Origin of the sequence: Nonomuraea ceibae (genome assembly GCF_019396325.1) — a bacterium.
GTDB lineage: Bacteria > Actinomycetota > Actinomycetes > Streptosporangiales > Streptosporangiaceae > Nonomuraea > Nonomuraea ceibae.
The window spans coordinates 1-15,030 of sequence record NZ_JAHKRO010000082.1; the positions used below are offsets into that span (position 1 = coordinate 1).

Below are 15,030 nucleotides of genomic sequence, written 5' to 3' on the forward strand. Positions count from 1 at the left end.
CGCCCCCCGGCGCCGCGCCCCCCGACTGGCCCCAGCCCACCCCGCCGGACGGGCGCACGCCCCTCCAGAGCCCTTCGCCCTCCCTCCAGGAAGGCGCACCCCCGTACGGCAGCGGGGCCGTCCCCAACGGGCGGGACCCCGCGCAGGGAACTGGCGCACCCCCGTACGGCGGGGTGGCCGTACCGCCGGGAGCCGCCCCGCCCGGGTGGGCCGGCAGCCGCGCCCCCGGGGAAGCCGCGTCCCAGGCGCCCCCGGCCTCCCTCCGGGAAGGCGCGCCCGCGGGGCGGGGTGACGGGCATACCCCAACCCAGGGGGCGCCCCCGTACGGCGGGTTTCAGGGCAGTGTGTACGCGCCGCCGGAGGGGGTGGTGAGTGCCGCGGGGGACCTGTGGTCGCTCGGGGCGGTGCTGTTCGCGGCCGTGGAGGGGCGGCCGCCGGTGCCGGGGGCGGCGCTCGCCAGGGCGGGGGTGATGGCGCCGGTCCTGGTGGGTTTGCTGTCCGGGGACCCGGCGCGGCGCCCGGCGCACGGGGTGCTGCGGCGGGAGTTGCTGGCCGCGCTGGCGCACGCCGGTTGAGATAGGTCGCGAATTGGAACCACGCCGGTGGCTCCAATCGTTGGACGGGCGACGCACAATGTGGGAGAGGCGGGGCGTGGGCCCCGCGTTCGGAGGAAGCTGAGGATGTCGCCAATCACGAAGTACGCCATCGGCGCAGGCGCCGCCGTCTTGCTCTCGCTGTGGTTCTTCGGCCCCGGGTTCATCACCCTGCTCGTCATCCTCGGCGTGGTCGCGGCCCCGGTGGTCGGCTACATGATGCTGGACCCGTCGCAGCGTGAGCGGTTGAAGCGGGCGCGCAGGCGCGGCATCGGCCGTTGACGGGGCGCGGCGGGCGGCGGGGGCGTCAGGCCTCCGCCGTCCGGCCGTCCACCTGCCCGGCGACGCGCACGGTGACGCGGCGCTCGACGTAGAACGACAGGAACGGCACGGTGCCGCCGAGCATCACGCCCAGCATGTACGGCCAGGACCAGCGGGCTTTCATGCCCAGGTTCATCACGGCGACGAGGTAGAGCATGTAGAGGCCGCCGTGGATGGGCGCGATGACCTTCGACAGCCCGTCGACGCCGAAGCCGTAGCGCATCACCATGGCGACGCAGAGGATCAGGAGCATGACGCCGACAATGTAGGCGAGCACCCGGAAGGGCTTGAGAGCCGATTCCACCGTTAACCTTCCAGAACCATCTCGGGGGACCCGGCTGCCCGGTCCCGGTCACTCCGTACGGCGTCGCGTACGAAGTGGAACCACATGAACACGGCGAATCCGGCGAAGATCCACCAGTTGGCGGCGTAAGCCAGGTTACGCCACGTGAGCGTGCCTCCGACCACGGGCGGTGACACCTCGACGGGGGTGAGGGCGGCGCCGGCGGCGGGCTGGGCGACGACGAAGCCGTTGCGCACCTTCTGCCCGCTCCACAGGTTGATCAGCTCGCCGGTCGACACGGTCTGCACCTGGCCCGCGGGCACGCCTTCGGGGCGGCGCTGGACGCTGTCGGTGCCCTGCGGGGGGCGCAGCCTGCCCTCGACGGTGGCACGTCCGGCGGGCACGGCGGTGCCGGGGTCGCCGGCCTGGGCGACCCAGCCCCGGACGACGGGCATGAGGGTGCCGTCGTCGAGCCGGAGCGGTGTGAGGACCCAGTAGCCCTCGCCGCGTGAGACGTTGCCGCCGGGCGCGTCGACGTGCGGCGGCCGGTCGGCGACGAGGAGCTGCCGGTCGGCGTCGTAGACGCCTTCGGCGGTGACCCTGCGCCCGACCGCTGCGGTGAGCATGTGGCCGCCGACGTCGGAGAGCGTGGTGACGCTCACCGGCGCGGGGTCGGTGGTGGCCTGCGGCTTGCCCGAGTCCTGGAACACGCCGAGTTGCCAGCGCCCGAGCAGGATGAACGCGGTGACGACCGCGATCGTGAGCAGGTGCAACCCCATGACGCGCAGCGAGAACAGGGTCTTGAGCATGGTTCCAAGCTATCCGCCCGGGGGGCCGGTCTCGTAACCAACCCACCCGTGGATCACGCGAAAAGGCGCAAAAGCGGCAGGCGATCCCGCTAGGCTGCTGCGCATGTCTGACCAGCATATCGACCCTGCGGGCAACACTCAGCAGTTCCGCGCGTTCGCGCAGCGGTCCGAGCAGGAGTCCAAGACGGTGAAGAAGTCGCCGGTCCTGCCGATCGTCGCCGTCGTCGTGGTGGTCGCCGCCATCGGCGTCGCCGCGTTCCTGCTCCTGCGCTAGCGCCCCGGGGCCGGACCCTCCCCGCCACGCGCCGTGGCGGGTTCTCGTCGTGCCCCGGGGCCGCGCCGCTCAGCGGTGTGAGCCGGCCACCATCGCGCTGCCGCCGCCGCGCCTGACCGGCTCGGCGACCGCCTGGATCCGGCCTCGGCCGAGGAACTCCAGCGCCGTGGCCGCCCCGATCTCCGGGTTCAGCACCAGGTCGTGCCCTCTCGCCTCCAGTTCGGTCTCGTACGCGTCGAGGAACGCCTGCTCGGCCTGCGTCTGGGCGGTGTTGCGCTGGGTGGCGCGCGGCGCGGCGAGCGCTTCCGGCAGCCGCATGCCGAACTCGTACCGGTTGACCAGGATCTGCAGCACGGTCGTGATGATCGTGGAGCCGCCGGGCGAGCCGAGCGCCATCACGGGCCTGCCGTCGTCGAACACGAGGGTGGGCGCCATCGACGAGCGGGGCCGCTTGCCGGGGGCGGGCAGGTTCGGGTCGCCGGGGGCGGGGCCGAAGGTGAAGTCGGTCAGCTCGTTGTTGAGCAGGAAGCCCCGGCCGGGGACGACGATGCCGTTGCCGCCGGTGGACTCGATGGTGAGGTTGTAGGCGACGACGTTGCCCCACCGGTCGGCGACGACGAGGTGGGTGGTCTCGGGGCCTTCGGCGGCGGTGGGGGTGGCGGGTGCGGTGTCCGAAGGCGGGGCGCAGGGCCCGTAGTCGCCGTCGGGGGCGCCGGGTCGGGCCGGGTGCGCGATGGCGCGCTCGCCGATCAGGCAGGCGCGTTCCTTGGCGAAGCCGTCCGACAGGAGCTCGCGCAGCGGGACGCCGGGGAGGTCGCCGACGTAGGCGTTGCGGTCGGCGAAGGCGAGCCGGGACGCCTCCAGGTATTCGTGCACGCCGACGCGGGGCAGCGCGTCGAGGATGTTGAGCGCCTCCCCCACGGTCGAGCCGCCGGACGACGGGGGCGCCATGCCGTAGACGGTCAGGCCGCGGTAGCCGACGCGCGTGGGCTCCCGCATGAGGGCCCGGTAGGCGCGCAGGTCGCCGAGCTCCATCAGGCCGGGCCGGACGTTGCGCGTCGAGCCGGGGGTCACGGGGGGCCGTTTGACCGTTTCCACGATCTCGCTGCCGAGCCGCCCGCCGTACAGCCAGCCGGGGCCGCGCCGGGCCAGCTCGCGGTAGGTGGCGGCGAGGTCGGGGTTGCGGAAGACGGAGCCGACCGCCGGGGGCGCGCCGCCGGGCAGGTAGAGGGCGGCGGTGGAGGTGAAGTCCTTGAACCGGGCGGCGTTCTGGGCGGTCTGGTCGTGGAAGGTCTGGTCGACGACGAAGCCCTTGGACGCGACCTCGATCGCGGGCTGGAGCGCCTGGCGCAGCGAGAGCGTGCCGAATCGGCGCAGGGCGAGGTCCCACTGGGCGACGGCGCCGGGGACGCCCGCCGACAGGCCGCTGGTGACGGCCTCCTCGAACGGGATGCCTTCGAGGCTGGTCGAGGTCATGGCGCGCGGGGCGGTCTCGCGGCCGTCGATGGTGTGGACCTGGCGTCTCCTGGCGTCGTAGTAGACCATGAAGCCGCCGCCGGCCAGCCCGGCGGAGTAGGGCTCGGTGACGCCGAGCACGGCGCCGGCGGCGACGGCGGCGTCCATGGCGTTGCCGCCGCGCCTGAGCACGGCGACGGCCGCCCGGCTGGCGTCGAGGTCGACGGTGGCGACGGCGCCGCCGTGGCCTTCGGCGACGGGGACCTTCTGCGGGGGCGGGTGGTGCGCGGCCACGGCCGGGGCGGCGGGGGCCAGTGAGACGAGGACTGCTGCTGCGGGAACGATCACTCGGCGCATGGTGTCCACGATGACCCAGCTACGCCTGTCGTGGTAGGGCCCCCTGCCACAACCGGAGGATGCGATGGTCATGCGCGGGGCCTAGCGTGGGGGTGTGGGCAAGAAGTCCGGGTTCGATCCCTACCTCGCTTTGATCATGGCGGTCGCCCAGGTCGTGCTGTCCCAGGGGGCGGCCTGGGGGCAGCGGGAGTTCAGGCGGCCGCTCGACGCGGTGGCGTACGTGCTGCTGCTGATCGGCCCGGCGGCGATCGTGTTCCGCCGCAAGTTCCCGGTCGCCTCGTCGGTCGTGGCGCTGCTCGCCACGTACGCCTACACCTGGCTCGACTACCCGCTCGGGCCCGTCTACTTCGCCCCGGCGATCCTGCTGTTCTGCCTGATCACCCAGGGGCGGCGGCTGGCCGGCTGGATCATGGCGGGGATCACGCTCGCGGTCTTCGTCGCGTACGGCTACATCGGCAGCGAGCTGTCGCTCGGGCTCTTCCACGACCTGGCCGTCACCGCGTTCATCCTGCTCATCATGGTGGTCGCGGAGCTCACCCGGATCTGGCGCGAGCGCCGCGCCCAGCAGCAGCGGGCCGCCGAGGAGGAGACCAGGCGCCAGGCCAGCGAGGAGCGGCTGACGATGGCGCAGGAGCTGCACGACGTGCTGGCGCACAACATCTCGCTCATCCACGTGCAGGCGTCGACCGCGCTGCACCTGATCGACGACCAGCCCGAGCAGGCCCGCACCGCGCTGACCACGATCAAGGCCGCCTCCAAGGAGGTGCTGGGCGAGATGCGCTCGGTGCTGAACGTGCTGCGCGAGGGCGCCCCGCGCGCCCCCACGGCGGGGCTCGACCGGCTGGACGACCTGGCCGAGCGCAGCGGCCTGGACGTGACGATCAAGCGGGTGGGCTCGCGCCCGCTGCCGCTGCCGGTGGAGCGGGCCGCCTACCGAATCGTCCAGGAGTCGCTGACGAACGCCGCCCGCCACGCGCCCGGCTCGCGGGTGACGGTGCGGCTGGAGTACGGCGCGGACGAGCTGGCCGTCCGGGTGACCGACTCCGGCGCGACGGCGCCGGGCGCGCTGTCCGAGGAGGGCAGCGGCAACGGCATCCCCGGCATGCGTGAGCGGGCCTCGGCCCTGGGCGGCACGCTGGTGGCCGGCCCGTCGGGCGACGGCTTCCAGGTCTCGGCCCGGCTGCCCCTACCCCAGGAGGATTGATGATCAAGCTGTTGCTGGCCGACGACCAGGCGCTCGTGCGGGCCGGGTTCAAGGCGCTGCTGGACGCCCAGCCGGACATGTCGGTGGTGGCCGAGGCGGCCGACGGGGCCGAGGCGGTCCGCCTGGCCGCCGAGCACCACCCCGACGTGGTGCTGATGGACATCCGGATGCCGGGCACCGACGGCCTCACCGCGACCCGGCAGATGCCGGAGGGGCCGCGCATCGTCATCCTGACGACGTTCGAGCTGGACGAGTACGTGTTCGAGGCGCTGCGCGGCGGCGCGAGCGGCTTCCTGGTCAAGGACACCGAGCCGGCCGAGCTGATCCAGGCCGTGCGGGTGGTGGCGGCCGGGGAGGCGCTGCTGTCGCCCAGCGTGACCCGCCGCCTGATCGCAGAGTACGCCTCCCGCGCCAAGGAGCCGCTGGCCGCCGAGGGCCTGGACCAGCTCACCGACCGCGAGCGGGAGGTGCTGACGCTGGTCGGCTCCGGCATGACGAACGACGAGATCGCCGCCCGGCTGTTCATGTCGCCGGCGACGGCCAAGACGCACGTGAGCCGGGCGATGATGAAGCTGCACGCCCGCGATCGGGCCCAGCTCGTCGTGATCGCCTACGAGTCCGGCCTGGTCAAGCCCGGCTGGCTCTGAGCGCCGGCCAGCGCCGCCGCCGGCGGGCCGGCGCGTCCGGGGGCGTGTACGGGCCGGTCGAGCCGTGCAGCAGCGCGGCCAGGTGGCGGGCGGGTCCCGGGTGGGCGAACACCTCGCCGAGCAGGTCGCGCAGGGCCGCGCCCTCCTCGCCGGACAGCCGTTCCAGCGCCCGCTGGGCGCGGGTGTGCGCGAGCGTCCGCTCGGCCTGCGGGCGGCGCTCGGCCTCGTACGCGTCGAGCACCCGGGCGGAGGCGCCGGCCAGGTGGGCAGCGAGCCTGGCGGCGAGCTCGGCGGCGTCGACGAGGCCGACGTTCAGCGCCGATCCGCCCGCCGGGAACAGGTGGGCGGCGTCGCCCGCGAGGAACACCCGCCCGGCCCGGTAGCGCTCGGCGAGCCGGGCCTGGGCGACGGTGGCGGTCAGCCAGATCGGCTCGCCCAGCGGCAGGTCGCGGCCGGTGACCCGGCGCAGGGCGGCCCGCAGGTCGCCGACGGTGACGGCCCCGCCCTTCTCCCCCGGGCCGCCCTTCTCGCGTACGGCGACGATGTGGACGCCGGGCCGCAGCGAGGTCAGCAGGACGCGGCCGCCGGGGAACTCGTTCCAGCCCCGCGCCAGCCCGCCGAGCTTCGGCCTGCCCCGGAAGTGGCCGAGCCGCAGCACCTCGTCGTCGGTGGTGCCGGGGAAGCCGATCCCCGCCTGCTCGCGGACCAGGCTGCGGCCGCCGTCGCAGCCGACGGCGAACCCGGCCCGCACCGGCCGCTCGCCCGCGACGTGCAGCGTCACGCCCTGCTCGTCCTGGGTGAGCGAGCGCACCTCCCGGCCGCGCCGGATCTCCGCCCCCAGCTCGGCGGCGCGCCCGGCCAGCAGTCTCTCCAGGCGCGGCTGCTGGATGACCACCGTCCGGAGCGGCACGTCCAGCCGGGCCAGCGGCAGCGGCACCGGCCCGAACGGGAAGCGCGGCGGCCTGCGGGCCCCCTTCAGCAGTCCCCGCTGTTCGAGCAGGTCGACGGCCTGCCCGATGACGCCGTTGGCGCGCGGCAGCTCGCTCGGCTCCGGCCTCTTGTCCAGCACGAGCGGCCGCACTCCGGCCAACGCCAGCTCACCCGCCAGCATCAGCCCGACGGGCCCGGCTCCCACGATCACGACATCGTCCATGCCTGTCAGGCTAGATTGACAAATCTCCGGCTGTCAATCTAGCCTGACAGCGTGGACATGGGAGAACTGTCTGAACGCATCAAGTCCCACGACCCCGCCGTGGGCCTGCGCGCTGTCGGCGCACTCCACCGGCTCGCCGAGCAGGTCGAGGCCGTCTCGGTCGGGCTCGCCCGCGAGCAGGGCTGGACGTGGGAGCAGATCGGCGACGCCCTCGGGATGTCGCGCCAGTCGGTGCACGCCAAGTACGGAAAGTGAGGCCCGCCATGTTCGGCATGGACAAGAGCCCGTTCGGTCAGGCGATCAAGGCCGCCCAGGACGAGGCCCGGCAGCGCGGCGACCGCCGCCTGGGCACCGAGCACCTGCTGCTCGGCCTGCTCCGCGACCCGTCCGGCGCCCCGGCGCGGACGCTGGGCGTCGACGCCGCGACGGCCCGGGGCGCGCTCGACACCCTCGACCGGGCCGCCCTGCGCGCGATCGGCATCGACGTCGGCGACGCCCCGGCGGCCAGGCCGCGCAAGCACCCGCCGCTCCCCGGCACCGCGCTGTCCTCCAGCGCCCGCGCCGCCATCGTCCAGGCGGCCAAGGCCACCACCAGGAAGAACCGCGACCAGGAAGGTCCGGGCCGGCTCCTGCTGGCCCTGCTCGACCAGCGCCACCCCGACCCGGTGGCCGAGCTCATCGACGCCCTCGGCGTCGACCGCGCCGCCGCCCGCGCCCGCCTCTCCCCCTGAGGCGTACGGACACCGGGCAGCGCGTACTCCCCCGGGCGGACCCCAGGACACGCCCGCCGTCCGATTCGCCGCGACCCTCCGGCGGCGACCCTGGAGGTACGCCGAAGGAGGAGAACATGAACACGTTCGCGCACGCGGGCTTCTGGCCCGTCATCCCGATGATCTGGGGCCTGTTCTGGATCGCCGTCGTCGCGCTCGCCGCCTGGACCTGGCGCCGGGGCGTCTGGGGCCGGCGGGGACGCCCCGCGGAGACCAGGCCCACCGCGCCCGCCGAGCAGATCCTCGCCGAGAGGTACGCCCGCGGCGAGATGAGCGACGACGAATACCTCGAAAGGATGTCCGTGCTCAGAGGCGGGGCCTGATAAACGGTACGCAGGGTGAAACAACTGTCACTGGCCGCATTCGGCACGCAAGGTTACTTTCCCTACAGGACCTCTTCCAGAAGTGGGGATGAGATGCGGTCAATCGCCAGGTTCTGCGGCCAGTGCAGCTGCGGCTGCCCGGAGCTGTTCGTCGACCCGACGGCGCCTGAGGATCGCCAGGTGGTCATCACGGACGACTTCGGCCAGCGGGTGGAGATGAGCCACGACCAGTTCGCCTCGATCGTGGAGGCGGCCAAGGCCGGATCGCTGGACGAGCTGGCGCTGGTCCACTGAGCACCACGGCACAGGCGCTCACGCTGCTCGGCAGCGGCCTGGCCGCCGGGCTGCTGGCGGGCACCGCCTCGTGCACCGCTGTGCACGGCGGCCTGATGGTCGGGCTGGCCGAGGGGCGCGGCCGGGCGGTGGCCTGGTTCCTGGCCGGCCGGCTCGCCTCCTACTCGGCGGCCGGCGCGCTGCTCGGGCTGATCGGCGCCGCCGTCAAACCGCCGCCCGCCGCCCGGGCGGTCCTGCTGGTCGCCGCGGGCGTGCTGGTGATCGTCTTCGCCGTGCGGGCGCTGCGCCGCACCGGCTGCGCGCCGGGCGGGCGGGAGCTGCCCCCGATGGCCGCGCCGCTGCTCGGGGCCGCCACGATCCTGGTGCCGTGCGGGGTGACGATCGGCATGGAGCTGGTCGCGGTCTCCAGCGGCTCGCCGCTGCCGGGCGCGGCGGTGATGGCCGGGTTCGTGCTCGGCAGCTCGCCCGCGCTGGCGCTCCTGGGTTACGTGCTGCGGCGCGTGTCCCGTACCCGGCTGTCCAAGGTGACGGCGGTGCTGGCCGTCGCGGCGGGGCTGTGGACGATCGGGGCGGGCGTCAACCTGGGCGGCTGGCTGCCCGCGGGCGCGAGCGCCGGGCCGGACCGGCCGCTGAGCAGGACCGTCACCATCTACGCCACCCACGACGGCTACCGGCCCGCGGCCGTGGAGGCGCCGGCCGGGGTGCCCGTCGAGGTGGTGTTCAAGCTGGTCGACCGGGGATGCGCGCAGACCGTGGCGTTCGCCGGGCGCGACCTGGCCGTGCCGGCGACGGTGAAGCTGCCGCCGCAGCCGCCGGGAGAGCTGCGTTACGCCTGCGGGATGGGCATGTTCACAGGCTTCATCAAGTTCTCCTGACAGGCTCGGCGATTACCGTTCGCGATCGGGCGATCACGTGCCACCCTGTGGGCCATGGCGTGGAGGCAAGGTGACGTGGCGCTGCCGGCCGTGCCGGCGCCACGGGTGGGGGACGAGGCCGAGCTGCTGATGGCGGCGCAGGCGGGCGACGCGCAGGCCGCGCACCGGCTGGGCAGGCTCTACGCGCAGCGCGGCGACCGCCTGTCGGCCAGGCAGTGGTGGGAGCGCGCCGCCGCGGGCGGCAACATCGACAGCGCCTACAACCTCGGCATCTGGCACGAGAAGCACGGCAGCCTCGACGAGGCCGTCACCTGGTACGAGCTGGCCGCCGGCACCGGCGACGCGGAGGCCGCCGTCAACCTGGCCACGCTGCTGCTGGAGCAGCGCGGCGACTACGCGATGGCGCGGAGCTGGTACGAGAACGCCGCGCGGGCCGGGTCGCGGGCCGCGGCGCGCCGGCTGGCGCTGATGTGCGAGGACGCGGGCGAGATCCAGGCGGCGCGGGAGTGGCACCGGCACGCCGCCGCCGCCGGTGACGCGCCCTCCGCGCACGACGCCGGGTTCCTCGCCTACTCGGGCGGCGACGAGGAGGAGACCGTGCGCTGGTGGGAGACCGCCTCCCGGGCCGGGCACGCCGAGTCGGCCTACTGCCTGGGCCTGTTCCTCCAGGCCAGCCGCGACCCCGAGGGCGCGGAGGGCTACTACCGGCTGGCCGCCAAGAGCGAGCACCCGGGCGCCGCCTCGCAGCTCGGCGCCATCGCGCTGTCGCGCCGCGACCTGCGCACCGCGCGCGGCTGGTACGAGCAGGCCGCCGGGGCGGGGCGGCTGGAGGACCAGCGGATGGCCGGGTTCGTCTGCGTGGAGCTGAACGACGCGCAGGGCGCCAGCCACTGGTTCGGCAGGGGCGCGGCGGGCGGCGACGCCGAGTCGGCGTTCAACTTCGCGCTGCTGCTCATCGCCGAGTTCGGCGACCTGGGCGGCGGCCAGCACTGGTTCCGCCAGGCGGCGCTGGCCGGGCACCACCGGGCGGCCGTGGAGCTGGGCGGCCTGCTGACGGCGGCGGGCAAGACGGCCGAAGCCGAGGAGTGGCTGGCCGACCCGCCGCCGCCCATCTGGGACCGGCCCGCCGAGCCGGAGCTGGTGGCCCGCGCCGAGCTGGCCGCCGCCGCCACCGGCCGCCGGGGCGGCCACGGGCTGTCGGTGACGGAGCTGACGGAGATCCTCGGCACCTGGGACCTGATGACCAGGCCGCTGCTCGACCACGCCGACGTGATCGGCTGGCTGGTGAGCCGCAGCGGGCTGCACGCCAGCGCGGTCGAGCACCTGGCCTCGGTGCGCGGCACGCTGCTGCGGCCCGGCAGCGGGCCGTGGCCGAGCCCGGGCGAGATCGAGCACGTGCTGGCCACGGCCCGCGAGCTGCGCCGCCGCCTCGGGACGGCCGGCGCCGCCCGCGACGGAGGCGGCTCGCCGCGCCGCCGGTGAACAACCGCCGACCGGCCCCGCGGCTCGGTCAGGCGGCCAGCACCTCGGCCACCGGCGTGTACGGAAGCTGGAGCGCCTGGGCGACCGGCTCGTTGGTGAGCGTGCCGGCGTGCGTGTTGAGGCCGCCCGCCAGGGTCGCGTCCGCGGCGAGCGCCTCCTGCCAGCCCAGGTCCGCCAGCTTGACCGCGTACGGGAGGGTGGCGTTGGTCAGCGCGTTCGTGGAGGTGTTGGGCACCGAGCCCGGCATGTTGCCCACGCAGTAGAAGACCGAGCCGTGCACCGTGTAGGTGGGGTTGGCGTGGGTGGTCGGCCGGGAGTCCTCGAAGCAGCCGCCCTGGTCGATCGCGATGTCGACGAGCACCGAGCCGGGCTTCATCCGCGAGACCAGCTCGTTGCTGACCAGCGTGGGAGCCTTCGCGCCGGGGATGAGGACCGCGCCGATCACCAGGTCGGCCCGCAGCACCTCCTGCTCGATCGCGTACGCCGTCGACACCAGCGTGCGCAGCCGGCCCTGGTAGACGGCGTCGATGAAGCGCAGCCGGTCGACGTTCGTGTCGAGGACGGTGACCTCGGCGCCCATGCCGACGGCGATCTGGGCCGCGTTCAGCCCCGAGACGCCGCCGCCGATCACCACGACCTTGGCCGGAGCCACGCCGGGCACGCCGCCCGGCAGCACGCCGCGCCCGCCGTTGGAGCGCATCAGGTTGTACGCGCCGACCTGCGGCGCCAGCCTGCCCGCGACCTCCGACATGGGGGCGAGCAGCGGCAGCGCCCGGCCCTCCTGGACCGTCTCGTACGCGATCGCGGTGGTGCGCGCCGCCAGCAGCGCGTCGGTGCACGGCCGCGACGCCGCCAGATGGAGGTAGGTGAACAGCACCTGGCCCTCGCGCAGGCGGTGGTACTCCTCCGCGATCGGTTCCTTGACCTTGAGGACGAGGTCGGCCTCTTCCCAGACCGCGTCGGCGCCCTCGCGGATCTTCGCGCCCGCCGACAGGTACTCCTCGTCCGTGATGTGCGAGCCGAGCCCCGCGCCGCGCTGGACCGTCACGCTGTGGCCGTGGCTGACCAGCTCGTGGACGCCAGCAGGGGTGACCGCGACGCGGTATTCGTGGTTCTTGACCTCGGTCGGCACGCCGATCTTCATGGGCGATGCTCCTTTCGGGAACAAAAAATCCGGTACGGCGAGCCGTACCGGATGGGGGGTTTCTACAATCGCGCCCACGCTTCCGTGAGCACCGAGCGGAGTATCGACCCGATCTCGTCGAACTCCTTCGGTCCTGCGATCAGCGGTGGCGCGAGCTGGATGACCGGGTCGCCGCGATCGTCGGCCCGGCAGTAGAGGCCGGCGTCGTACAGCGCGTGCGACAGGTAGCCGCGCAGCAGCCGCTCCGACTCGTCGGCGTCGAACGTCTCCTTGGTGGCCTTGTCCTTGACCAGCTCGATGCCCCAGAAGTAGCCGGAGCCGCGCACGTCGCCGACGATCGGCAGGTCCTTCAGGCCGTCGAGCGTGGCCTGGAACACGGGCTCGTTCCTGGTGACGTGGCCGAGCAGGTCCTCGCGCTCGAAGATGTCCAGGTTGGCCAGCGCGACGGCGGCGGAGACGGGGTGGCCGCCGAAGGTGTAGCCGTGGGCGAACATCTGGTCGCCGTTCTTGAACGGCTCGAACAGCCGCTCGTGCGCGATCATGGCGCCGATCGGCGAGTAGCCGCTGGTCATGCCCTTGGCGCAGGTGATGATGTCGGGCACGTAGTCGAACTTCTCGCCGCCGAACATGGTGCCGAGCCGGCCGAAGGCGCAGATGACCTCGTCGGAGACGAGCAGGACGTCGTACTCGTCGCAGATCTCGCGCAGCCGCTGGAAGTAGCCGGGAGGCGGCGGGAAGCAGCCGCCGGCGTTCTGCACGGGCTCGGCGAACACGGCGGCCACCGTGTCGGGGCCCTCCATCTCGATCGCCCTGGCCACCCGGTCGGCCGCCCAGATCCCGTACTGCTCGGGCGTCATGCCCGGCACGCCGGTGATCTCGTCGGCGCGGTAGTGGTTGGTGTTGGGCACCCGCACCGAGCCGGGCACCAGCGGCTCGAACATCTGCTTGAACGCCGGGATGCCGGTGATCGACAGCGCGCCCTGCGGGGTGCCGTGGTAGGCGATCTGGCGGCTGATGACCTTGTGCTTGAGCGGCTTGCCGACGAGCTTGTAATACTGCTTGGCCAGCTTCCACGCGGTCTCGACGGCCTCGCCGCCGCCTGTGGTGAAGAACACGCGGTTGAGGTCGCCCGGCGTCATCGCCGCCAGGCGCTGGGCCAGCTCGGCGGCCTTCGGGTGCGCGTAGGACCACAGGGGGAAGAACGCCAGCTCCTGGGCCTGCTTGGCGGCGGCCTCGGCCAGCTCGCCGCGCCCGTGGCCGACCTGGACCACGAAGAGTCCCGCCAGCCCGTCGAGGTAGCGTTTGCCGTTGATGTCGTAGATGTAGGAGCCCTCACCGCGGACGATGGTCGGGACCTCGGACTGCTGGTAGGCGCTGTGCCTCGTGAAGTGCAACCACAGGTTGTCCTGAGCGGCCTTCAGGACGTCGTTTTCCGGCTGCGTCATAGCTATCTTCCCTTGTGTCTGACCTCCCCACAGTCTGCATCTTCACCTGCGCTTTGCCAAGCGAATGCGTCGCGACACTCTGCAAGAAAACCGAGATCCGCAGAACCGGTATGTAACAACTACGAAATCCGCAGGTAGATTAGCCGATGCAGCATCCGGTTTCACGCACAGTGAAGCCTTGTGTGATGCAATGAGACGTTAACTATCGAGAACGACCCCGGGGGACCCACCCGTGACTCCTGACCAGATCGAGAGCGCCGTCGCGGCAGCCATGCCCCAGTCCGTCGAGGAACTGAGGCGCCTGGCCGCCATCCCCTCCGTGGCCTTCCCGGGGCACCCCGAGGAGCCCGTGCTGGCGGCGGCAGCGGCGGTGGAGGAGCTGCTGCGCAGCACCGGCCTGGCCCGCGTGCAGCAGATCCCCGTCGAGGGCAGCTTCCCCGCCGTCTACGGCGAATCGCCGGCCCCGCCCGGCATGCCCACGGTCCTGCTGTACGCCCACTACGACGTGCAGCCCGCCGGCGACCCGGCCGCCTGGCGCACCCCGCCCTTCGAGCCCACCCTCATCGACGGGCAGCTCTTCGGCCGGGGCGTGGCCGACGACAAGTCCGGCATCATCTCCCACGTCACCGCCCTGCGCGCCTTCCAGGGCCGCTTCCCCGTCGGCATCAAGGTCATCATCGAGGGCCAGGAGGAGTACGCCGGCGAGCGGCTGGAGGCGTTCGTCGAGCGCAACCCCGACCTGCTGCGCGCCGACGCCATCGTGGTCGCCGACACCGGCAACCCGCGCGTCGGCGACCCCGCGGTGACCACGTCGCTGCGCGGCATGGCGGCCTTCACGATGGAGGTGCGCACCCTGCGCGAGCCCGTGCACAGCGGCTCGTTCGGCGGCGCCGCCCCCGACGCGCTCGCCGCCCTGATGCGCATGGTGAGCGCGCTCCACGACGAGAACGGCGACATCCGCGTGCCCGGCCTGCCGCGCGGCAGCTTCCTCGGCCAGGGCCCCTCCGAAGAGGAGTTCCGCAAGACGGCCGGCGTCGTCGACGGCGTCTCGCTGGTCGGCTCCGGCTCGCTCGCCGACCGCCTCTGGGCCTCCTACGCGATCACCGTGACCGGCCTCGACGTGCCCAGCGTCTCGGGCGCGGTCAACGCCGTCCAGCCGGTCGCGCGGGCCCGCGTCACCGTCCGCGTCCCCCCGGCGGGCGACCCCAAGACCACGGTCAACGCGGTCGTGGAGTTCCTGCGCCAGGTGGCGCCGTGGGGCGTCAAGGTGTCGTTCGGCGACTTCACCGTGGGCTCCGGCTTCCAGGCCGACTCCGGCGGCAAGGCCCGCTCGGCGCTCAACCGCGCCATGGAGCGCGCCTTCGGCCGCCCGCCGCGCGACGTCGGCGCCGGCGGCTCCATCCCGCTGGTCAACACGCTGCTCAAGCAGTTCCCGGCGGCGGAGATCCTGCTGTTCGGCGCCGAGGACGAGGACGCGGCCATCCACGCGCCCAACGAGCGGCTCGACCTGGAGGAGCTGCGCCGGGTGGCCACCACCGAGGCGCTGTTCCTGCGCGAGCTCAGCCTCCCCTCGGCGCTCGGCGTCTAGGGAAAGCCAAGGG

General features: G+C 73.5%; 18 protein-coding genes. 12 read left to right on the top strand and 6 right to left on the bottom strand.

Going from position 1 to position 15,030, the window contains the following annotated elements; all coding sequences use genetic code 11:
• Positions 1-368: 368 nt before the first annotated feature.
• Together KME80_RS35295 and KME80_RS35300 are read left to right on the top strand one after the other, a co-directional pair.
• Positions 369-575: a hypothetical protein gene (locus tag KME80_RS35295; protein ID WP_219511219.1), complete on the top strand. Its 207-nt coding sequence runs from the start codon at positions 369-371 to the stop codon at positions 573-575.
• Between the two features lie 105 nt (positions 576-680).
• Positions 681-875 carry a tail-anchor membrane protein gene (locus KME80_RS35300; protein ID WP_219511221.1) on the top strand — a complete coding sequence of 65 codons (195 nt, stop codon included), beginning with the start codon at positions 681-683 and terminating at the stop codon, positions 873-875.
• Positions 876-900: 25 nt separating this feature from the next.
• Here KME80_RS35300 and KME80_RS35305 read toward each other — a convergent pair whose 3' ends face one another.
• Positions 901-1,218 (bottom strand): DUF3817 domain-containing protein, encoded by a 318-nt coding sequence (locus tag KME80_RS35305; protein WP_219511223.1) that lies wholly within the window; start codon positions 1,216-1,218, stop codon positions 901-903.
• A gap of 2 nt (positions 1,219-1,220) precedes the next feature.
• Complete coding sequence (locus KME80_RS35310; RefSeq protein ID WP_219511225.1) at positions 1,221-2,006, bottom strand: SURF1 family protein; 786 nt, start codon at positions 2,004-2,006, stop codon at positions 1,221-1,223.
• 103 nt (positions 2,007-2,109) lie between these two features.
• Here KME80_RS35310 and KME80_RS35315 point away from each other — a divergent pair, with 103 nt between their 5' ends.
• Positions 2,110-2,280: a hypothetical protein gene (locus KME80_RS35315; RefSeq protein WP_219511226.1), complete on the top strand. Its 171-nt coding sequence runs from the start codon at positions 2,110-2,112 to the stop codon at positions 2,278-2,280.
• Positions 2,281-2,349: 69 nt separating this feature from the next.
• On the opposite strand, the gene KME80_RS35320 is transcribed toward KME80_RS35315, so the two are convergent.
• The gene (locus tag KME80_RS35320; RefSeq protein ID WP_219511236.1) at positions 2,350-4,092 is read right to left on the bottom strand and encodes a gamma-glutamyltransferase family protein; all 1,743 of its coding nucleotides are present in this window, start codon (positions 4,090-4,092) and stop codon (positions 2,350-2,352) included.
• Between the two features lie 94 nt (positions 4,093-4,186).
• Between KME80_RS35320 and KME80_RS35325 the strand changes: the two genes are divergently transcribed.
• Both KME80_RS35325 and KME80_RS35330 read left to right on the top strand, forming a co-directional pair.
• Positions 4,187-5,296: a sensor histidine kinase gene (locus tag KME80_RS35325; protein WP_219511238.1), complete on the top strand. Its 1,110-nt coding sequence runs from the start codon at positions 4,187-4,189 to the stop codon at positions 5,294-5,296.
• Positions 5,296-5,943 carry a response regulator gene (locus tag KME80_RS35330; protein ID WP_219511241.1) on the top strand — a complete coding sequence of 216 codons (648 nt, stop codon included), beginning with the start codon at positions 5,296-5,298 and terminating at the stop codon, positions 5,941-5,943. Before KME80_RS35325 ends, KME80_RS35330 begins: the two co-directional genes overlap by 1 nt.
• Here KME80_RS35330 and KME80_RS35335 read toward each other — a convergent pair.
• Complete coding sequence (locus KME80_RS35335; protein WP_219511244.1) at positions 5,924-7,096, bottom strand: FAD-dependent monooxygenase; 1,173 nt, start codon at positions 7,094-7,096, stop codon at positions 5,924-5,926. The genes KME80_RS35330 and KME80_RS35335 overlap by 20 nt on opposite strands.
• 57 nt (positions 7,097-7,153) lie before the next feature.
• On the opposite strand from KME80_RS35335, the gene KME80_RS35340 reads away from it, so the two are divergent.
• From KME80_RS35340 to KME80_RS35365, 6 genes are all read left to right on the top strand, one after another.
• Positions 7,154-7,351: a hypothetical protein gene (locus KME80_RS35340; protein WP_197094079.1), complete on the top strand. Its 198-nt coding sequence runs from the start codon at positions 7,154-7,156 to the stop codon at positions 7,349-7,351.
• Between the two features lie 17 nt (positions 7,352-7,368).
• Positions 7,369-7,827 (top strand): Clp protease N-terminal domain-containing protein, encoded by a 459-nt coding sequence (locus KME80_RS35345; protein ID WP_246646300.1) that lies wholly within the window; start codon positions 7,369-7,371, stop codon positions 7,825-7,827.
• 116 nt (positions 7,828-7,943) lie between these two features.
• Positions 7,944-8,189 carry an SHOCT domain-containing protein gene (locus KME80_RS35350; protein ID WP_219511249.1) on the top strand — a complete coding sequence of 82 codons (246 nt, stop codon included), beginning with the start codon at positions 7,944-7,946 and terminating at the stop codon, positions 8,187-8,189.
• A gap of 93 nt (positions 8,190-8,282) precedes the next feature.
• Positions 8,283-8,483 carry a hypothetical protein gene (locus tag KME80_RS35355; protein ID WP_219511251.1) on the top strand — a complete coding sequence of 67 codons (201 nt, stop codon included), beginning with the start codon at positions 8,283-8,285 and terminating at the stop codon, positions 8,481-8,483.
• 50 nt (positions 8,484-8,533) lie between these two features.
• The gene (locus KME80_RS35360; RefSeq protein WP_281427332.1) at positions 8,534-9,358 is read left to right on the top strand and encodes a sulfite exporter TauE/SafE family protein; all 825 of its coding nucleotides are present in this window, start codon (positions 8,534-8,536) and stop codon (positions 9,356-9,358) included.
• 54 nt (positions 9,359-9,412) lie between these two features.
• The gene (locus KME80_RS35365) at positions 9,413-10,840 is read left to right on the top strand and encodes a tetratricopeptide repeat protein (RefSeq protein ID WP_219511254.1); all 1,428 of its coding nucleotides are present in this window, start codon (positions 9,413-9,415) and stop codon (positions 10,838-10,840) included.
• A 28-nt stretch (positions 10,841-10,868) separates the two neighbouring features.
• On the opposite strand, the gene ald is transcribed toward KME80_RS35365, so the two are convergent.
• The gene (ald, locus tag KME80_RS35370) at positions 10,869-11,984 is read right to left on the bottom strand and encodes an alanine dehydrogenase (protein WP_219511255.1); all 1,116 of its coding nucleotides are present in this window, start codon (positions 11,982-11,984) and stop codon (positions 10,869-10,871) included.
• Between the two features lie 62 nt (positions 11,985-12,046).
• Positions 12,047-13,429 carry an aspartate aminotransferase family protein gene (locus KME80_RS35375; protein ID WP_219511257.1) on the bottom strand — a complete coding sequence of 461 codons (1,383 nt, stop codon included), beginning with the start codon at positions 13,427-13,429 and terminating at the stop codon, positions 12,047-12,049.
• Positions 13,430-13,661: 232 nt separating this feature from the next.
• On the opposite strand from KME80_RS35375, the gene KME80_RS35380 reads away from it, so the two are divergent.
• Positions 13,662-15,017 carry a M20/M25/M40 family metallo-hydrolase gene (locus KME80_RS35380; protein WP_219511258.1) on the top strand — a complete coding sequence of 452 codons (1,356 nt, stop codon included), beginning with the start codon at positions 13,662-13,664 and terminating at the stop codon, positions 15,015-15,017.
• The last annotated feature ends 13 nt before the right edge of the window (positions 15,018-15,030 follow it).

What these genes read in the sequence shown, in the direction of transcription:
- KME80_RS35300 (WP_219511221.1), top strand. Translation starts at nt 681, where the DNA reads ATGTCGCCAATCACGAAGTACGCCATCGGCGCAGGCGCCGCCGTCTTG.
- KME80_RS35310 (WP_219511225.1), bottom strand. Translation starts at nt 2,006, where the DNA reads ATGCTCAAGACCCTGTTCTCGCTGCGCGTCATGGGGTTGCACCTGCTC.
- KME80_RS35315 (WP_219511226.1), top strand. Translation starts at nt 2,110, where the DNA reads ATGTCTGACCAGCATATCGACCCTGCGGGCAACACTCAGCAGTTCCGC.
- KME80_RS35320 (WP_219511236.1), bottom strand. Translation starts at nt 4,092, where the DNA reads ATGCGCCGAGTGATCGTTCCCGCAGCAGCAGTCCTCGTCTCACTGGCC.
- KME80_RS35330 (WP_219511241.1), top strand. Translation starts at nt 5,296, where the DNA reads ATGATCAAGCTGTTGCTGGCCGACGACCAGGCGCTCGTGCGGGCCGGG.
- KME80_RS35335 (WP_219511244.1), bottom strand. Translation starts at nt 7,096, where the DNA reads ATGGACGATGTCGTGATCGTGGGAGCCGGGCCCGTCGGGCTGATGCTG.
- KME80_RS35340 (WP_197094079.1), top strand. Translation starts at nt 7,154, where the DNA reads ATGGGAGAACTGTCTGAACGCATCAAGTCCCACGACCCCGCCGTGGGC.
- KME80_RS35345 (WP_246646300.1), top strand. Translation starts at nt 7,369, where the DNA reads ATGGACAAGAGCCCGTTCGGTCAGGCGATCAAGGCCGCCCAGGACGAG.
- KME80_RS35350 (WP_219511249.1), top strand. Translation starts at nt 7,944, where the DNA reads ATGAACACGTTCGCGCACGCGGGCTTCTGGCCCGTCATCCCGATGATC.
- KME80_RS35355 (WP_219511251.1), top strand. Translation starts at nt 8,283, where the DNA reads ATGCGGTCAATCGCCAGGTTCTGCGGCCAGTGCAGCTGCGGCTGCCCG.
- KME80_RS35365 (WP_219511254.1), top strand. Translation starts at nt 9,413, where the DNA reads ATGGCGTGGAGGCAAGGTGACGTGGCGCTGCCGGCCGTGCCGGCGCCA.
- ald (WP_219511255.1), bottom strand. Translation starts at nt 11,984, where the DNA reads ATGAAGATCGGCGTGCCGACCGAGGTCAAGAACCACGAATACCGCGTC.
- KME80_RS35375 (WP_219511257.1), bottom strand. Translation starts at nt 13,429, where the DNA reads ATGACGCAGCCGGAAAACGACGTCCTGAAGGCCGCTCAGGACAACCTG.